Origin of the sequence: Citrobacter sp. RHBSTW-00986 (assembly GCF_013783065.1) — a bacterium.
GTDB classification, from domain to species: domain Bacteria; phylum Pseudomonadota; class Gammaproteobacteria; order Enterobacterales; family Enterobacteriaceae; genus Citrobacter; species Citrobacter braakii.
Genome location: NZ_CP056200.1, coordinates 3,878,644 through 3,893,320, shown reverse-complemented (window position 1 = coordinate 3,893,320; position 14,677 = coordinate 3,878,644). Strand labels below are relative to the sequence as shown.

Below are 14,677 nucleotides of genomic sequence, written 5' to 3'. Positions count from 1 at the left end.
GTCAACAAGATGGATGTTAAGGCATCCAGACGTCTAAATCAATCTAGCTTTGCACGATGAGCACTTTCTTGCCCGCCGAAACATGCGATACTAGAGCCACATGCCTTATTCAGGAGCTATAAAAGGTGGCAAAATCTGTACCCGCAATTTTTCTCGACCGCGACGGCACCATTAATGTGGACCACGGTTACGTACATGAGATTGACGAGTTCGAGTTTATCGACGGCGTTATTGATGCCATGCGTGAACTTAAAAATATGGGTTACGCGCTCATTATCGTGACAAACCAGTCTGGTATCGCTCGTGGCAAATTTACTGAGGCACAGTTTGAGACGTTGACCGAATGGATGGACTGGTCGCTGGCCGATCGCGACGTTGATTTGGATGGTATCTACTATTGCCCGCATCATCCGCAGGGCACAGTAGAAGAGTATCGTCAGGTCTGCGACTGTCGTAAACCGTATCCTGGAATGTTGATCTCCGCCCGAGACTTCCTGCATATCGATATGGCCGCTTCCTATATGGTAGGCGACAAGATAGAAGATATGCAGGCAGCGGCAGCGGCGAGTGTTGGAACGAAGGTTCTGGTGCGCACGGGTAAACCTGTTACGCCGGAAGCAGAAAATGCGGCAGATTTGGTCATAAACAGTCTGGCAGACCTGCCAATGGCGATAAAAAAGCAGCAAAAGTAAGCGCAATGGATAAAAGGTGAGCGGTTGAAACAAAAATGCATTTTTCCGCTTGTCTTCCTGAGTCGACTCCCTATAATGCGCCTCCATCGACACGGCAGATGTGAATCACTTCACACAAACAGCCGGTTCGGTTGAAGAGAAAAACCTGAAAATGAGGGTTGACTCTGAAAGAGGAAAGCGTAATATACGCCACCTCGCGACAGAGCGCTAAAGCGCGTCGCAACTGCTCTTTAACAATTTATCAGACAATCTGTGTGGGCGCTCGAAGATACGGATTCTTAACGTCGCAAGACGAAAAATGAATACCAAGTCTCTGAGTGAACACGTAATTCATTACGAAGTTTAATTCACGAGCATCAAACTTAAATTGAAGAGTTTGATCATGGCTCAGATTGAACGCTGGCGGCAGGCCTAACACATGCAAGTCGAACGGTAGCACAGAGGAGCTTGCTCCTTGGGTGACGAGTGGCGGACGGGTGAGTAATGTCTGGGAAACTGCCCGATGGAGGGGGATAACTACTGGAAACGGTAGCTAATACCGCATAACGTCGCAAGACCAAAGAGGGGGACCTTCAGGCCTCTTGCCATCGGATGTGCCCAGATGGGATTAGCTAGTAGGTGGGGTAACGGCTCACCTAGGCGACGATCCCTAGCTGGTCTGAGAGGATGACCAGCCACACTGGAACTGAGACACGGTCCAGACTCCTACGGGAGGCAGCAGTGGGGAATATTGCACAATGGGCGCAAGCCTGATGCAGCCATGCCGCGTGTATGAAGAAGGCCTTCGGGTTGTAAAGTACTTTCAGCGAGGAGGAAGGTGTTGTGGTTAATAACCGCAGCAATTGACGTTACTCGCAGAAGAAGCACCGGCTAACTCCGTGCCAGCAGCCGCGGTAATACGGAGGGTGCAAGCGTTAATCGGAATTACTGGGCGTAAAGCGCACGCAGGCGGTCTGTCAAGTCGGATGTGAAATCCCCGGGCTCAACCTGGGAACTGCATCCGAAACTGGCAGGCTAGAGTCTTGTAGAGGGGGGTAGAATTCCAGGTGTAGCGGTGAAATGCGTAGAGATCTGGAGGAATACCGGTGGCGAAGGCGGCCCCCTGGACAAAGACTGACGCTCAGGTGCGAAAGCGTGGGGAGCAAACAGGATTAGATACCCTGGTAGTCCACGCCGTAAACGATGTCGACTTGGAGGTTGTGCCCTTGAGGCGTGGCTTCCGGAGCTAACGCGTTAAGTCGACCGCCTGGGGAGTACGGCCGCAAGGTTAAAACTCAAATGAATTGACGGGGGCCCGCACAAGCGGTGGAGCATGTGGTTTAATTCGATGCAACGCGAAGAACCTTACCTACTCTTGACATCCAGAGAACTTAGCAGAGATGCTTTGGTGCCTTCGGGAACTCTGAGACAGGTGCTGCATGGCTGTCGTCAGCTCGTGTTGTGAAATGTTGGGTTAAGTCCCGCAACGAGCGCAACCCTTATCCTTTGTTGCCAGCGATTCGGTCGGGAACTCAAAGGAGACTGCCAGTGATAAACTGGAGGAAGGTGGGGATGACGTCAAGTCATCATGGCCCTTACGAGTAGGGCTACACACGTGCTACAATGGCATATACAAAGAGAAGCGACCTCGCGAGAGCAAGCGGACCTCATAAAGTATGTCGTAGTCCGGATTGGAGTCTGCAACTCGACTCCATGAAGTCGGAATCGCTAGTAATCGTGGATCAGAATGCCACGGTGAATACGTTCCCGGGCCTTGTACACACCGCCCGTCACACCATGGGAGTGGGTTGCAAAAGAAGTAGGTAGCTTAACCTTCGGGAGGGCGCTTACCACTTTGTGATTCATGACTGGGGTGAAGTCGTAACAAGGTAACCGTAGGGGAACCTGCGGTTGGATCACCTCCTTACCTTAAAGAAACGTTCTTTGTAGTGCTCACACAGATTGTCTGATGAAAAGTAAATAGCAAGGCGTCTTGCGATTGAGACTTCAGTGTCCCCTTCGTCTAGAGGCCCAGGACACCGCCCTTTCACGGCGGTAACAGGGGTTCGAATCCCCTAGGGGACGCCACTTGCTGGTATGTGTGAGTGAAAGTCGCCGACCGAAGTATCTCAAAACAGACTTTCGAGTCTCGTTTGAGATATTTGCTCTTTAAAAATCTGGATCAAGCTGAAAATTGAAACGACACACTGTTTCATTTCTCCGTAAACAAGAAATGAAAAGCGGTGTGTTCGAGTCTCTCAAATTTTCGCAATACTGAAGTGTTTTACGAAACATCTTCGGGTTGTGAGGTTAAGCGACTAAGCGTACACGGTGGATGCCCTGGCAGTCAGAGGCGATGAAGGACGTGCTAATCTGCGATAAGCGTCGGTAAGGTGATATGAACCGTTATAACCGGCGATTTCCGAATGGGGAAACCCAGTGTGATTCGTCACACTATCATTACGTGAATACATAGCGTAATGAAGCGAACCGGGGGAACTGAAACATCTAAGTACCCCGAGGAAAAGAAATCAACCGAGATTCCCCCAGTAGCGGCGAGCGAACGGGGAGCAGCCCAGAGTCTGAATCAGCATGTGTGGTAGTGGAACGGTCTGGAAAGTCCGGCGATACAGGGTGACAGCCCCGTACACAAAAGTGCATATGTTGTGAACTCGAAGAGTAGGGCGGGACACGTGGTATCCTGTCTGAATATGGGGGGACCATCCTCCAAGGCTAAATACTCCTGACTGACCGATAGTGAACCAGTACCGTGAGGGAAAGGCGAAAAGAACCCCGGCGAGGGGAGTGAAAAAGAACCTGAAACCGTGTACGTACAAGCAGTGGGAGCCTCTTTATGGGGTGACTGCGTACCTTTTGTATAATGGGTCAGCGACTTATATTCTGTAGCAAGGTTAACCGAATAGGGGAGCCGAAGGGAAACCGAGTCTTAACTGGGCGTTAAGTTGCAGGGTATAGACCCGAAACCCGGTGATCTAGCCATGGGCAGGTTGAAGGTTGGGTAACACTAACTGGAGGACCGAACCGACTAATGTTGAAAAATTAGCGGATGACTTGTGGCTGGGGGTGAAAGGCCAATCAAACCGGGAGATAGCTGGTTCTCCCCGAAAGCTATTTAGGTAGCGCCTCGTGAACTCATCTTCGGGGGTAGAGCACTGTTTCGGCTAGGGGGTCATCCCGACTTACCAACCCGATGCAAACTGCGAATACCGAAGAATGTTATCACGGGAGACACACGGCGGGTGCTAACGTCCGTCGTGAAGAGGGAAACAACCCAGACCGCCAGCTAAGGTCCCAAAGTCATGGTTAAGTGGGAAACGATGTGGGAAGGCACAGACAGCCAGGATGTTGGCTTAGAAGCAGCCATCATTTAAAGAAAGCGTAATAGCTCACTGGTCGAGTCGGCCTGCGCGGAAGATGTAACGGGGCTAAACCATGCACCGAAGCTGCGGCAGCGACACTATGTGTTGTTGGGTAGGGGAGCGTTCTGTAAGCCGTTGAAGGTGTGCTGTGAGGCATGCTGGAGGTATCAGAAGTGCGAATGCTGACATAAGTAACGATAATGCGGGTGAAAAACCCGCACGCCGGAAGACCAAGGGTTCCTGTCCAACGTTAATCGGGGCAGGGTGAGTCGACCCCTAAGGCGAGGCCGAAAGGCGTAGTCGATGGGAAACAGGTTAATATTCCTGTACTTGGTGTTACTGCGAAGGGGGGACGGAGAAGGCTATGTTAGCCGGGCGACGGTTGTCCCGGTTTAAGCATGTAGGCGGAGATTCCAGGTAAATCCGGAGTCTTGCTAACGCTGAGGTGTGATGACGAGGCACTACGGTGCTGAAGTAACAAATGCCCTGCTTCCAGGAAAAGCCTCTAAGCATCAGGTAACACGAAATCGTACCCCAAACCGACACAGGTGGTCAGGTAGAGAATACCAAGGCGCTTGAGAGAACTCGGGTGAAGGAACTAGGCAAAATGGTGCCGTAACTTCGGGAGAAGGCACGCTGATATGTAGGTGAAGTGATTTACTCATGGAGCTGAAATCAGTCGAAGATACCAGCTGGCTGCAACTGTTTATTAAAAACACAGCACTGTGCAAACACGAAAGTGGACGTATACGGTGTGACGCCTGCCCGGTGCCGGAAGGTTAATTGATGGGGTTATCCGTAAGGAGAAGCTCTTGATCGAAGCCCCGGTAAACGGCGGCCGTAACTATAACGGTCCTAAGGTAGCGAAATTCCTTGTCGGGTAAGTTCCGACCTGCACGAATGGCGTAATGATGGCCAGGCTGTCTCCACCCGAGACTCAGTGAAATTGAACTCGCTGTGAAGATGCAGTGTACCCGCGGCAAGACGGAAAGACCCCGTGAACCTTTACTATAGCTTGACACTGAACACTGGTCCTTGATGTGTAGGATAGGTGGGAGGCTTTGAAGTGTGGACGCCAGTCTGCATGGAGCCAACCTTGAAATACCACCCTTTAATGGCTGGTGTTCTAACGTAGACCCGTGATCCGGGTTGCGGACAGTGTCTGGTGGGTAGTTTGACTGGGGCGGTCTCCTCCTAAAGAGTAACGGAGGAGCACGAAGGTTAGCTAATCCTGGTCGGACATCAGGAGGTTAGTGCAAAGGCATAAGCTAGCTTGACTGCGAGAGTGACGGCTCGAGCAGGTGCGAAAGCAGGTCTTAGTGATCCGGTGGTTCTGAATGGAAGGGCCATCGCTCAACGGATAAAAGGTACTCCGGGGATAACAGGCTGATACCGCCCAAGAGTTCATATCGACGGCGGTGTTTGGCACCTCGATGTCGGCTCATCACATCCTGGGGCTGAAGTAGGTCCCAAGGGTATGGCTGTTCGCCATTTAAAGTGGTACGCGAGCTGGGTTTAGAACGTCGTGAGACAGTTCGGTCCCTATCTGCCGTGGGCGCTGGAGAATTGAGGGGGGCTGCTCCTAGTACGAGAGGACCGGAGTGGACGCATCACTGGTGTTCGGGTTGTCATGCCAATGGCATTGCCCGGTAGCTAAATGCGGAAGAGATAAGTGCTGAAAGCATCTAAGCACGAAACTTGCCCCGAGATGAGTTCTCCCTGACCCTTTAAGGGTCCTGAAGGAACGTTGAAGACGACGACGTTGATAGGTCGGGTGTGTAAGCGTAGCGATACGTTGAGCTAACCGATACTAATGAACCGTGAGGCTTAACCTTACAACGCCGAAGATGTTTTGGCGAAAGAGACACGAAATTCAGCTTGATGACAGATGACATCGACATGCGAAAAGCGTGTTGATAACAGAATTTGCCTGGCGGCTGTAGCGCGGTGGTCCCACCTGACCCCATGCCGAACTCAGAAGTGAAACGCCGTAGCGCCGATGGTAGTGTGGGGTCTCCCCATGCGAGAGTAGGGAACTGCCAGGCATCAAATTGCAGTAAACCGGGATGAATAATCCGGGTAGTGACAAAGAAATTCGGTGGAGCGGTAGTTCAGTTGGTTAGAATACCTGCCTGTCACGCAGGGGGTCGCGGGTTCGAGTCCCGTCCGTTCCGCCACTTATTAAGAGCCCTGAGCTAACGCTCAGGGCTTTTTCTTTTCCAGCGATTTAATTATTGCTGAATCCGCAAAAATCCTCTGCATTTTTCACTCTTTTTTGACAAAGAACTGATGGTCATAATCCTCTCAGTTAACGAACATAGTGATTAAAAAGAGGAATTCTATGACTATACCTGCATTTGGTTTAGGTACGTTTCGCCTGAAAGACGACGTGGTTATCGCTTCTGTCAAAACGGCGCTTGAGCTGGGCTACCGTGCTGTCGACACTGCGCAAATCTATGAAAATGAAGCGGCTGTTGGTCAGGCGATTGCCGAAAGTGGCGTACCGCGTAACGAGTTGTACATCACCACCAAGATCTGGATTGAAAATCTCAGCAAAGACAAACTGATCCCAAGTCTGAAAGAAAGTCTGAAGAAACTGCGTACGGATTATGTCGATCTGACGCTGATCCACTGGCTATCTCCGGGCGATGCGGTATCCGTTGAAGAATTTATGCAGGCGCTGCTTGAAGCGAAAGAGCAGGGGCTGACTCGCGAAATTGGTGTCTCAAATTTCACTATTCCACTGATGGAAAAAGCCATTGCTACAGTAGGTGCAGACAATATCGCGACCAACCAGATTGAGCTGTCTCCGTATCTGCAGAGTCGTAAGGTGGTTGACTGGGCTAAAGCGCACGGTATCCACATCACCTCTTACATGACGCTAGCTTACGGTAAGGCACTAAAAGATGAAGTGATTGCGCGCATTGGCGCTAAACATAACGCGACCCCAGCGCAGGTTATTCTGGCATGGGCAATGGATGAAGGTTACTCCGTGATCCCTTCATCTACCAAGCGTGAAAACCTTGCAAGCAACTTGCTGGCGCTGGACCTGCATCTGGATACTGAAGATAAAAAAGCGATCGCGGCACTGGACTGCAACGATCGTCTGGTCAGCCCGGAAGGCCTGGCCCCTGATTGGGATTAATTGCCCGACCCTCTGTACCTTTAACCCTCTTTCACAGCTCCTTCGGGAGCTGTTCTTATATATTCACTTAAAAAGTCTATAAATGCCCGAATGCGTGTACTGACCGCACGATCGCTGTAGTAAACGGCGCTGAAAGGCATTTCTACCGGCAGACGTTTATCGGCCAGCAGCTCCACCAGTTCTCCCCGCGCGATCTCTTTATCAATCATATAATCTGAAAGACATGCGATACCATTGCCGCTCAGGCAAAGCTGTTTTAACGTTTCCCCGCTGTTGGAAGAAAGCCCACATTCGACCTCATGGAGCTGTCCGTCGCTACGGGCAATCGGCCAGGTATTGAGTGAAACGGGTTCGGAAAACCCCAGACACAGATGCTGCTTTAACTGTTCGACGGTCTCGGGCTTGCCAAAACGGGCAATATAGTCCGGTGAGGCAATAATCTTACGATAGCTGGTAAACAACGGACGCGCACGCAGGCTCGAGTCAGTCAGCGTACCTGCTCGTATCGCGACATCCACTTTTCGTTCAATAAGATTGATGAACGTTTCCGAGGAGACAAGAGACAATGTCATCTCAGGATATCGCTCACGGAACGGTCTGATTAGCGGCATCAGGAAATGCAGCATCACCGGCGTTGCCGCGTCGATACGCAGCAGGCCGCGCGGGGTATTGCGTGACTCCATGATTTCCGTTTCTGCTGCTGCCATCTCTTGCAGTATCTGCTGCACACGCCTGAAGTAGCGTTCTCCTTCTTCTGTCAGGCTTAGCTGTCGGGTCGTTCGATTAAGCAGACTCACACCCAATTTCATCTCCAGCTTTTTTACTGCCCGACTGACTGCGGAATTAGCCTGACCGAGTTGTTCTGCCGCCCGGCTGAAGCTGCCGCTTTCCACAACGGCCACAAAAATCGCAAGTTCTTCAGAGGTTGCTTTCATTTTTGCACCTGACGCAAAATTATATTGAGATTTTGAATATTTTTGTTATTAAAACATCCCGGCATACTGCGTGTCATCTGATTACTGATGTTACGGAGTTATTTATGCCTCTCGCTTTATTTGCACTAACAATAAGTGCCTTCGCTATTGGCACGACTGAGTTTGTGATTGTTGGCCTGGTGCCGACCATCGCTCAACAACTGGCAATCTCGTTACCTTCAGCCGGGATGCTGGTTTCAATCTATGCGCTGGGTGTGGCGATTGGCGCACCAGTGCTGACCGCTCTGACCGGAAGCCTGCCACGTAAAAAGTTGCTTGTCGCGCTGATGGTCCTGTTTACGGCGGGGAATTTACTGGCATGGCAGGCACCCGGGTATATGACACTTATTGTCGCCCGTCTGCTGACGGGGCTGGCTCACGGCGTATTCTTCTCGATTGGTTCCACTATCGCGACAAGTCTGGTGCCAAAAGAAAAAGCGGCTTCCGCTATCGCTATTATGTTCGGTGGCTTAACCGTTGCGTTGGTCACGGGCGTGCCGCTGGGTACGTTTATCGGCCAGCACTTTGGCTGGCGTGAGACTTTCCTGGCAGTATCAATGTTAGGCGTGATTGCGCTGATTAGTAGCCAACTACTGATCCCGGCTAACATTCCTGGTCGAGCGGCCGCCAGCATTCGCGACCAGGTGAAAGTGCTGACTCATCCTCGTCTGTTGCTGATTTACGCCGTTACGGCATTGGGCTACGGTGGTGTGTTCACAGCTTTCACCTTCCTGGCACCGATGATGCAGGATCTGGCGGGCTTCTCCCCGGCAGCGGTGAGCTGGATCTTACTGGGTTACGGCGTATCAGTCGCTATCGGCAATATCTGGGGCGGTAAGCTGGCGGATAAGCATGGTGCGGTTCCTGCATTGAAATTCATTTTTGCCGCGCTGTTTGTTCTGCTGATGGTCTTCCAACTGACGGCTTCCACGCAGTACGCCGCGCTGGCTACCATTCTGGTGATGGGGATCTTTGCCTTCGGTAACGTACCGGGGTTGCAGGTCTACGTGGTACAGAAAGCGGAACAATTTACGCCCAATGCTGTTGATGTGGCGTCAGGGCTGAACATTGCAGCGTTTAACATTGGTATTGCACTGGGTTCCGTGATTGGCGGACAAACGGTCGAACATTATGGGTTGGCGCAGACACCATGGATTGGCGCACTTATTGTTCTGGTGGCTTTCCTGCTGATGGGGCTGAGCGGCCGTCTTGATAAGCCCACGCACGTTGCTCTGGGGTAAATCATTGATGTAAGCGCCCACTTACAAAACAAACTGCAATTGTTCGTTGAAAGTGAGTGCTAAAATCCCTATAACAGAAGAACCAGTCCGGCTGCGGACTGGTTGACGTTACAGAGGTTTGAAAGTCTAAAGTGCGAAAAAACACCTATGCCATGCGTTATGTTGCCGGTCAACCCGCCGAGCGGATTTTACCGCCGGGCTCGTTTGCGCATATTGGCCAGGCATTACCCGCAGGCGTACCGTTGAGCAGTGAAGATCGCATTCGCGTGCTGGTATGGAATATTTTTAAACAGCAGCGAGCAGAATGGCAGTCGGTGCTGAAGAATTTTGGTAAAGACGCGCATCTGGTGTTATTGCAGGAAGCGCAAACCACACCAGAACTGGTGCAGTTTGCGACCACTAACTATCTCGCTGCCGACCAGGTTCCCGCCTTTGTGCTGCCTCAGCACCCCTCTGGCGTTATGACACTCTCCTCCGCCCATCCAGTTTACTGCTGCCCATTGCGCGAGCGTGAGCCTATTTTACGGCTGGCGAAATCGGCGCTGGTGACGGTGTACCCGTTGCCTGACACTCGGTTGTTAATGGTGGTGAATATCCACGCGGTTAACTTTAGCCTTGGCGTTGATGTCTATAGTAAGCAGTTACTTCCCATTGGCGATCAGATTGCTCATCACAGCGGTCCGGTGATTATGGCCGGCGATTTTAATGCCTGGAGCCGTCGACGGATGAATGCGCTGTACCGCTTTGCGCGTGAAATGTCGCTGCGCCAGGTGCGCTTTACCGACGATCAGCGCCGCCGCGCGTTTGGTCGTCCTCTCGATTTTGTGTTCTATCGCGGTCTGAACGTGAGTGAGGCCTCTGTGCTGGTCACCCGCGCCTCCGACCACAACCCGCTACTCGTTGAATTCAGTCCCGGCAAACCTGAACAATAACGGTGTGTCAGGTCTGCCGTAGGGCAGGCCTGTGATGGTTGCCCTTCATATTTCACAACAACCGAAGGACAACACAATGACAACACGCTCTCATCATGACAACGTCGAAAAACAGTTTGGCTCTCAGGCTAATGCCTACTTAACCAGTGCGGTGCACGCCTCTGGTCGTGACTTGCAACGTCTGGGGGAAAGGTTGTTGGCATTTCCGCAGGCCCGCGTGTTGGATATGGGATGCGGAGCGGGGCACGCCAGCTTTGTGGCCGCGCAATACGCAAAGCAGGTAGTGGCATATGATTTATCGTCGCAGATGCTTGACGTGGTCACTGAAGCGGCAAAGGACAGAGGTCTGGAGAATATCGCCACACGGCAGGGTTATGCTGAAAGCCTGCCGTTTGAAGATAACGTATTTGACGTGGTGATTAGCCGCTATTCCGCGCATCACTGGCATGATGTCGGGCGTGCGTTGCGAGAAGTGAACCGCATTCTCAGGCCCGGCGGCGTGTTGATTGTGATGGATGTGATGTCGCCAGGCCATCCTGTACGTGATATCTGGTTGCAAACTGTGGAGGCGTTACGCGATACCTCGCACGTGCGCAACTATTCCAGCGGAGAATGGCTGTCGTTAATCAATGACGCCAATCTGATTGCCGATACCTTGTTAACCGATCGTCTGCCGTTGGAGTTCAGTTCGTGGGTGGCGCGGATGCGCACGTCTGCAGCATTGAGCGACGCGATCCGTACATACCAACAAAGTGCTTCTGCGGAAGTGAAAGCCTATTTTGCGTTACAGGAAGATGGCTCGTTTACCAGCGACACGATAATGGTTGAAGCACATAAAGCGGGATAAATAAAAAAGGCACTGGGGGGAAACCAGTGCCTTCATTTCTACAATGCTATCAGGAGTCCGGCATACCGCTGTTTTTCACAAACAACGTTAGCTGATCGCCTGGCTGCAGATTGTTCGTATCGCTGTTCCAGCGCATCACATCCTTGATGTTAACCCCGTGGCGTTTGGCAATGCTCGAGAGCGAGTCGCCTTTACGCACACGATAGGTGATGCTATCGCTGTTGTTCGCCAGTCGCTGTGCGCTGGTACCAGCGCCCACCGTCAGATTTTGGCCTACTTTCAGCGATGACCCGCGCAGATTATTCCACTGCTTAAGGTCATTGGTGCTCACGCCAAGACGTGAAGCGACGCCAGAAAGCGTATCGCCAGAGCGAACTTTGTAGCTACGGCTGTTCAGCGGCGTGTTATCCGCAACCAACGTTGACTGCACGGCTGCAATTTCGCCTGAGGCCAGAGACTCACGCAGCTTCTCTGCATGCTTCTTTGGCACCATCACATATTGCGGACCGCTGGCACCCAACGTGGAGCCTTTCACGCCTGCATTGAAGGTTTTCAGCTTGCTGACGGAAATACCTGCCATATCGGCAACCTGAGCCATTTCAACCGGGCTACTCAGGCGAACACGTGCCAACGCGCGGCTTTCGTCTGTTGTTGGCAGACGCACGCCATAGCGTTTGCTGTTTTTGAGTATATCGCTCAATGCCAGCATTTTTGGCACATATAGCTTCGTTTCCTGAGGCAATGGCAACGACCAGAAGTCAGTGGGTTTACCACGGGCTTTGTTCGTTTTAATTGCCTTCATGACACGACCTTCACCGCTATTATAAGCAGCAACGGTCAGCAGCCAGTCGCCATCAAACATTTTGTTCAGACGCTGCATCATGTCCAGTGCGGCGGTGGTGGAAGCCACAACGTCGCGACGTGCATCATAATTGCGGGTCTGTTTTAAACCATAATTGCGCCCCGTGCTCGGAATGATCTGCCAAATACCTGCGGCATTGGCGCCAGACGTTGCGTGAGGATCAAAAGCGCTCTCCACTATGGGTAGTAGTACCAGTTCCATTGGCATGTTACGTTTCTTAACCTGCCCGGCTATCCAGTACATATACGGCTCTGCCCGTAAAGTTACATCGTGGAGATAGCTCTTATTGCGTAAATACTTCTGTTTCTGTTCGCGAATCCGGTTGTTTTCCGGAATTCCCATCTTTAGCTCGTCACCAATGAAAGCCCACAAATCTTGATCAGCAGCGATAGATGTTCCGTCGTCCATCCATCGCGCCTGACTTGTAAACTTTCCTGCTTCCCCTTGACCAGCTGCAGAAAGGCTCTGTGCGTGTTGTTGGACGTTACCAGTATTCTGGCACCCAACAAGCAGGACAGAGGCGAGTAATATCGCTTTTGCCTTCATGTGTGTGTCAATAGTTGCTTAAAAGACGACCGATCATAACGGCGAAGTTTTCAAAAGGCAACCCGCAATTGTCAGAACGTATCTTTCTTTGACCTTAACCAGGCAAAACGCTCTTCAGGTTGTTGCAATATTGTTTTTTTATTTATTTTATTAATTAAATCAATATCTTCCGTTCTTAAAAAAAGATTATTTCGTCGCTCATTTTTCAGAATTACGGGCAGTGTCATTTGTTTTTTTACGCGTAACTCATTAACTTTACGATAATATTCATTTATGAACGGATCGTGCGGAAGAATGCTTAAGGCAAACTTCATGTTTGCTAATGTGTACTCATGTGCGCAACAAATCAATGTATCGTCAGGAAGTGCGTTTAGTTTTTTAAGTGATTGATACATTTGAGATGCTGTGCCTTCAAAAAGCCGACCGCAGCCACCGGAGAAGAGCGTGTCGCCGCAAAACAGGTAAGGGTGGCTAAAGTAACAGATATGTCCTAAAGTGTGACCCGGCGTAGCAATTACCGTAAATTCATGCCCCAAAACGAGTGCAATATCGCCATCTTCGACTATATGCGTCGTTCCCTTATCTTGCGTCTCAGCCGGTCCGTATACCGCTATTTGTGGGAAATGTTGCAGAAGTCCTTTCACGCCGCCCACGTGATCCTGATGATGATGTGTCAGCAGAATGGCCTCGGGAACCCAGTTATGTTCTGCAATAGCTTTCAGAACAGGTTCTGCTTCACCCGGGTCCACAATCAGACAATGTTTATCATTATTCGACAGGACCCAGATGTAATTGTCCTGAAATGCAGGAATACTGTTAAGATTCATAGATTACCTCTCAATGCGTAACGGAAGGTTGTGATGAAACCGGCAAGGATCCCTCAAACTGTCGTAGCGCCCGTTAGTTGGGATGATTTGCCCTGGGGCGAACACTATCGTCAGGCGCTGGAGCATCAGCTTAACCCGTGGTTCGCAAAAATGTACGGATTTCATCTGCTTAAGATTGGTAATTTAAGCGCAGAAATCAATTCTGAAGCGTGCGCGGTTTCTCATCAGGTAAATGTTTCTTTGCAAGGCGCTCCCATGCAGGTGACTGCCGATCCTTTACATCTGCCCTTTGCCGATAAGTCCGTGGATGTTTGTTTGTTGGCTCATACGCTGCCGTGGTGTTCCGATCCACATCGCTTACTGCATGAAGCCGATCGCGTGCTTATTGATGACGGTTGGTTGATTCTGAGCGGCTTTAACCCGGTAAGTCTGATGGGATTGCGTAAACTGGTGCCCGTATTGCGTAAAACATCGCCCTACAACAGCCGGATGTTTACCCTCATGCGGCAGTTGGACTGGCTCTCATTGCTGAATTTTGAAGTACTGCACTACAGCCGTTTTCATGTCCTGCCCTGGAACAAGAAGGGCGGGAAAATGTTAAGCGCCCATATCCCTGCGCTGGGCTGTTTGCAACTGGTGGTTGCGCGTAAGCGAACCATTCCGCTTACGCTCAACCCGATGAAACAAAATAAAAGCAAAACGCCTATCCGCCAGGCCGTTGGCGCAACCCGGCAATACCGTAAACCGGACGCTTAAGCCTCCGCCTGATACCCAATATCATCCTGAGTGGGACGCATTGCAGCAGCGCGCGCAAGCTCATCACAGCGTTCGTTTTCCGGATGGCCCGCATGGCCTTTAACCCATTCCCATTTGATTTGATGCGGCCCCAGCGCGGTATCCAGACGTTTCCACAGATCGACGTTCTTCACTGGTTTTTTATCTGCTGTTTTCCAGCCGCGCTTCTTCCAGTTGTGGATCCACTGCGTAATGCCCTGGCGCACATACTGGCTGTCCGTGCTGAGTATCACTTCACACTGTTCTTTCAGGGCTTCCAGCGCAACGATTGCCGCCATCAGCTCCATGCGATTATTGGTGGTGAGGTTGTAGCCTTCGCTAAAGGTTTTTTCGCGCCCGCGATAGCGTAAAATCGCCCCATAACCACCTGGCCCTGGATTTCCCAGGCAAGAACCATCGGTGAAAATCTCTACCTGTTTAAGCATCTCTGGTAGACTTCCTGTTTTAGCAAATCGAA

10 protein-coding genes, 2 tRNA genes and 3 rRNA genes are annotated in these 14,677 nt (G+C 51.2%); 11 read left to right on the top strand and 4 right to left on the bottom strand.

Annotated features, from left to right (window positions below):
- Positions 1 to 125: 125 nt before the first annotated feature.
- The 7 genes from gmhB to dkgB all read left to right on the top strand — a co-directional run bounded on the left by gmhB (position 126) and on the right by dkgB (position 7,196).
- Complete coding sequence (gmhB, locus tag HV345_RS18940; protein ID WP_181635926.1) at positions 126 to 692, top strand: D-glycero-beta-D-manno-heptose 1,7-bisphosphate 7-phosphatase; 567 nt, start codon at positions 126 to 128, stop codon at positions 690 to 692.
- A gap of 364 nt (positions 693 to 1,056) precedes the next feature.
- A 16S ribosomal RNA gene (locus HV345_RS18935) occupies positions 1,057 to 2,598 on the top strand.
- A gap of 85 nt (positions 2,599 to 2,683) precedes the next feature.
- Positions 2,684 to 2,759: transfer RNA gene (locus HV345_RS18930), tRNA-Glu, on the top strand.
- Positions 2,760 to 2,979: 220 nt separating this feature from the next.
- A 23S ribosomal RNA gene (locus HV345_RS18925) occupies positions 2,980 to 5,886 on the top strand.
- Between the two features lie 94 nt (positions 5,887 to 5,980).
- Positions 5,981 to 6,096 (top strand): 5S ribosomal RNA (rrf, locus tag HV345_RS18920).
- Together the 16S, 23S and 5S rRNA genes with 2 tRNA genes alongside form the textbook arrangement of a ribosomal RNA operon.
- 55 nt (positions 6,097 to 6,151) lie before the next feature.
- A tRNA-Asp gene (locus HV345_RS18915) sits at positions 6,152 to 6,228 on the top strand.
- 164 nt (positions 6,229 to 6,392) lie between these two features.
- Positions 6,393 to 7,196 carry a 2,5-didehydrogluconate reductase DkgB gene (gene dkgB, locus HV345_RS18910; RefSeq protein ID WP_181635925.1) on the top strand — a complete coding sequence of 268 codons (804 nt, stop codon included), beginning with the start codon at positions 6,393 to 6,395 and terminating at the stop codon, positions 7,194 to 7,196.
- Between the two features lie 20 nt (positions 7,197 to 7,216).
- On the opposite strand, the gene yafC is transcribed toward dkgB, so the two are convergent.
- Entirely contained in the window at positions 7,217 to 8,131 is a 915-nt protein-coding gene (gene yafC, locus HV345_RS18905; protein ID WP_047498515.1) for a DNA-binding transcriptional regulator YafC, read from the bottom strand.
- 104 nt (positions 8,132 to 8,235) lie between these two features.
- Between yafC and HV345_RS18900 the strand changes: the two genes are divergently transcribed.
- From HV345_RS18900 to HV345_RS18890, 3 genes are all read left to right on the top strand, one after another.
- On the top strand, positions 8,236 to 9,411 hold the full coding sequence (locus HV345_RS18900) for an MFS transporter (RefSeq protein ID WP_103284442.1): 1,176 nt from the start codon (positions 8,236 to 8,238) through the stop codon (positions 9,409 to 9,411).
- Between the two features lie 131 nt (positions 9,412 to 9,542).
- Entirely contained in the window at positions 9,543 to 10,343 is an 801-nt protein-coding gene (locus HV345_RS18895; protein WP_029139415.1) for an endonuclease/exonuclease/phosphatase family protein, read from the top strand.
- A 76-nt stretch (positions 10,344 to 10,419) separates the two neighbouring features.
- On the top strand, positions 10,420 to 11,190 hold the full coding sequence (locus tag HV345_RS18890; protein ID WP_181635924.1) for a class I SAM-dependent methyltransferase: 771 nt from the start codon (positions 10,420 to 10,422) through the stop codon (positions 11,188 to 11,190).
- Positions 11,191 to 11,239: 49 nt separating this feature from the next.
- Here HV345_RS18890 and mltD read toward each other — a convergent pair whose 3' ends face one another.
- Positions 11,240 to 12,598 carry a murein transglycosylase D gene (mltD, locus tag HV345_RS18885; RefSeq protein WP_029139416.1) on the bottom strand — a complete coding sequence of 453 codons (1,359 nt, stop codon included), beginning with the start codon at positions 12,596 to 12,598 and terminating at the stop codon, positions 11,240 to 11,242.
- Positions 12,599 to 12,669: 71 nt separating this feature from the next.
- Positions 12,670 to 13,425 (bottom strand): hydroxyacylglutathione hydrolase, encoded by a 756-nt coding sequence (gene gloB, locus HV345_RS18880; protein WP_181635923.1) that lies wholly within the window; start codon positions 13,423 to 13,425, stop codon positions 12,670 to 12,672.
- Between the two features lie 33 nt (positions 13,426 to 13,458).
- Here gloB and HV345_RS18875 point away from each other — a divergent pair, with 33 nt between their 5' ends.
- Positions 13,459 to 14,181: a class I SAM-dependent methyltransferase gene (locus tag HV345_RS18875; RefSeq protein ID WP_046275000.1), complete on the top strand. Its 723-nt coding sequence runs from the start codon at positions 13,459 to 13,461 to the stop codon at positions 14,179 to 14,181.
- Here HV345_RS18875 and rnhA read toward each other — a convergent pair.
- Positions 14,178 to 14,645, bottom strand: a complete 468-nt coding sequence (rnhA, locus tag HV345_RS18870) for a ribonuclease HI (protein ID WP_016151805.1) — start codon at positions 14,643 to 14,645, stop codon at positions 14,178 to 14,180. The genes HV345_RS18875 and rnhA overlap by 4 nt on opposite strands.
- Between the last annotated feature and the right edge of the window lie 32 nt (positions 14,646 to 14,677).